Source organism: Paenibacillus sp. OT2-17, from assembly GCF_009827695.1.
GTDB lineage: Bacteria > Bacillota > Bacilli > Paenibacillales > Paenibacillaceae > Paenibacillus > Paenibacillus polymyxa_B.
Genome location: NZ_WUDQ01000516.1, coordinates 1 through 2,617, shown reverse-complemented (window position 1 = coordinate 2,617; position 2,617 = coordinate 1). Strand labels below are relative to the sequence as shown.

Below are 2,617 nucleotides of genomic sequence, written 5' to 3'. Positions count from 1 at the left end.
GAACCGTACAGATAAGCTCCATCCCCCGAAATCGCAATTTCAGCAGTTGTGTTTTCACCTGTAAAATCAGACGGCAATGTCGGTACGCTCTCAAGCTCAGTGAGCTTGCCAGCCTCTGCATCGTATGCAAAAGAAGTAATGGAAGAATCCACTTCGTTAATGACAAAAGCAAATTTACCATTCGGGTGGAATGTCAAATGACGTGGACCTGCACCTGCATGGGTTTTCGTTTCACCATGAAGCACCAGTTGTCCTTTGCTGTCATCAATGGTGTAAACGCGGATCAGATCCAGACCGAGATCTTGTACGAACAGGAAGCGGCCATCCGGACTAAAGAAACTGGAATGTGGATGTGGACGATCCTGACGTTCAGGATGCGCTCCTTTGCCCTCATGCTGTTTAACATCCAGCAACTCACCGATACGTCCGTCCTCAGTAAGAGACACCAGTCCCACCATACCTCCATGGTAGCTGACTACAATAAGGTAGCGATCAGATGGATCACGCTGAATGTGGCAAGTTGTTGCACCCACGTTTTCCGCACGATTCAGCAATGTAAATGTTCCTTTAACTGGGTCAATTTCGAAAGCAGAGGCTTCGCCTACTTTCGCTCCTGCAGCAGAAGTCGTCTCTCCAATGGAATACAGCTTCCGATTTTTGACGTCCACATTCAGGAATGTAGGATTTTTCAAGCCGGAGAACTCATCCTGTAGTGTAAGTGCTCCTGTCTGTTCATTAAAAGTGTACGAATAAACTCCGTTACCTTCCAATTCGGCGTAAGAGCCTGCGAATACGAGCAATTTTTGTTGTGCTGTCATGGTTGTGTCCTCCTTGGATTAAAAAAATGATGGGCAATTGGAATGATTGCTCCTGTTACAAATATCGCTTTAAGAGGCGCGCTCCACCACGGGCTCTGTGGACAACGCCACATTTCCCGCTACGGCACGCGAGATCATGCATGAGGTTTCTGCCTGCTCTGCCAGTCGCAATGCTTGTTCGATCTGCGATTCTGTCGCATCGGCGGCCAATTGAACCTGCGGACGATGCACAATTCGGCGATATGTAAAAATATTGTTCGTTACATCGACAATCCCTTCGGATTCCAGCGCCAGTGATGCCACCGGGAGACTCGCGCGCTCCATCATAGCCGCCAACGTAATCAAATAGCAGGTAGCGGCGGCACCGAGCAGCATTTCATCTGGATTGGTGCCCACACCAGGGCCTCCCATCTCAGCCGGGATCGAAATTGCAGTCCGCAACTGTCCAGCCTCAATACGGCCGTCGCTGTTGCGCCCCCCGTTCCAGTCTGCCTTGAGCAGAAAGGTATGCTCCATTTCAGGTCACTCCTCTCTCTTATATTATGAATCTTTACACAGGTGAATGTAAAGGTTAGTCAATCTCCTGGTTTTTGGTTTCCGTACCCAGCAACCATACAGCCACTGCTCCGATCAAGATAGCTACGAAGAAAATCACAAAGATAGATGGTAACGCTACGCCTTGTCCTACGAGTATACCGACCGCAAAAGGCCCGATAACGCCTCCAATACGGCCAAACGCAGCCGCCATACCCACACCGGTAGAACGGACCGCTGTCGGGTACAATTCCGGAGTATAAGCGTACATGGCTCCCCAAGCACCGAGATTAAAAAAGGACAAGCAGATACCAGCAGCTAGCAGCATTCCCGCCGTTTCCGAGGTGCCGAACCAAATGGCGGACACTGCTGTGAGCAGCAAGTAGATGATCAGTACGAATTTGCGCCCCAGCTTTTCAATTAGATAGGCGGCGGTAAAGTAACCTGGTAGTTGCGCAAGCGTCATGATCAGTACATATTCAAAGCTTTTAACCAGTTCGAAACCTTTCATAAACATAATGCTCGGTAGCCACAGGAACATGCCGTAGTATGAAAATACAACTGTGAACCATAAAATCCACAGCATCAGCGTAGACTTGCGATTGGGTCCCGACCAAATCGAAGCCAATCGTGCACGCAGCGGAAGTTTAACGCTTTGCTGCTTGTAACGCGGTGAATCCTCAATAGCTCTGCGCAGATAAAGAGCGTACAGCGCAGGTACTGCGCCGAGAATAAATGCCATTTGCCAACCATACTTTGGAATAACAAAATAAGCAATAAGAGCCGAAAGGATCCAGCCTGCCGCCCAGAAGCTTTCCAGCAGCACAACCGCTCTTCCTCGTTCTTTCACAGGCACTGATTCTGACACCAGCGTCGAAGCAACAGGCAATTCCCCGCCCAAGCCTGCACCAGCAATAAAACGCAGCACCAGCAGCATTCCGAGACCTGTCGCAAAAGCGGATAAGCCGCTGGCAATAGAAAAGATCAACAATGTCCACACTAATATGGCGCGTCTGCCGTAACGATCCGCCAAAATCCCCGCCAAAGCGGCTCCGAACACCATTCCTATCGAATTCATTGCAGTCAGCAGTCCAATTTGCTCAGATCCCAGATGCCACTCCTTTGCCAACGCTGCGACTATAAATGAAAGCAGTCCCACATCCATAGCATCAAACAACCAGCTGAGCCCTGCGCTAAACAGCAATTTTCTTTTTTTGGCTGGTGGTAATGAAGTTAATTCACTCATGATTCGCTCTCCCTTAAAA

Annotated in this window: 3 protein-coding genes; all 3 read right to left on the bottom strand. The window is 49.3% G+C overall.

Features of this window, described 5'->3' with window-relative positions; genetic code table 11:
* Window positions 1-818, bottom strand: an 818-nt coding sequence (locus GRP75_RS23940) for a lactonase family protein (RefSeq protein ID WP_160790563.1), incomplete at its 3' end; no start/stop codon positions are given.
* 69 nt (window positions 819-887) lie between these two features.
* A complete protein-coding gene (locus GRP75_RS23935) occupies window positions 888-1,334 on the bottom strand; it encodes an OsmC family protein (RefSeq protein WP_013310026.1) in 447 nt (148 codons plus the stop codon).
* 55 nt (window positions 1,335-1,389) lie between these two features.
* Window positions 1,390-2,598, bottom strand: a complete 1,209-nt coding sequence (locus GRP75_RS23930) for an MFS transporter (RefSeq protein WP_069080484.1) — start codon at window positions 2,596-2,598, stop codon at window positions 1,390-1,392.
* Between the last annotated feature and the right edge of the window lie 19 nt (window positions 2,599-2,617).